General features: G+C 57.8%; 1 pseudogene. It reads right to left on the bottom strand.

Going from position 1 to position 619, the window contains the following annotated elements:
• Positions 1-256: 256 nt before the first annotated feature.
• Positions 257-619: pseudogene (locus VB672_RS22565) on the bottom strand (hypothetical protein); the annotation flags it as partial.

Here is a 619-nt window from a genome sequence, read left to right as displayed (position 1 = left end):
TGGTACAGCCGCCCCGGCTCGAACGGGGGACCCCCAGATCCACAATTTCGAGGGTACTCAGGATCAAACGCGGAAATCCTTATCGGGCAATGGTTTGCTGGACCTTGAGTGAAATTAGCTGGCGATCCTGACGAAGTTGGATGTGGTCACACCAAGAGCGGCGGGGGAAACTCCTTCACACGTCGTGTTAGTAATATAGTTATATAAGGAACACGACCTCCGAAGGGTGTTTGGGGAGCACCCCCGCCAGAACAGGTTAGGCTGCCTCCCTCCGACCCACCGCTTCGTACCGCTGGTGCCGGTCGAGCAGCAGGCGAAGCCCGTAACGAGCACGACCAAGAACTTTGGCTCCATGCCCCAGGAGAACATCGAAGAGGCGACGGTTCACCAAAAGGGCATGCTTCACATTCCCCTGCCGCCGGAAGCCCAAGTTCCTCCCAGCACTCTGGTTGAACTCGTCGATGTGGCGAAGTCCTACAAGATCCGACCGTCCTGTCCAGGCGTTCAACGCTTGCAGACGCTCGTACTCGTCAGGCGTCATCCACGTCATGGTCTGGACGACGTTACGGCCAATCAGATCGTTGCTGCCCCGAGCACTTGCATGGGTCATCGTATCCGC

The sequence above is a fragment of the Microvirga sp. CF3016 genome (assembly GCF_036314085.1).
Taxonomy (GTDB): Bacteria; Pseudomonadota; Alphaproteobacteria; order Rhizobiales; family Beijerinckiaceae; genus Microvirga.
The sequence above is the reverse complement of the archived record's forward strand: the minus strand, read 5'-3'. Positions and strand labels throughout refer to the sequence as shown.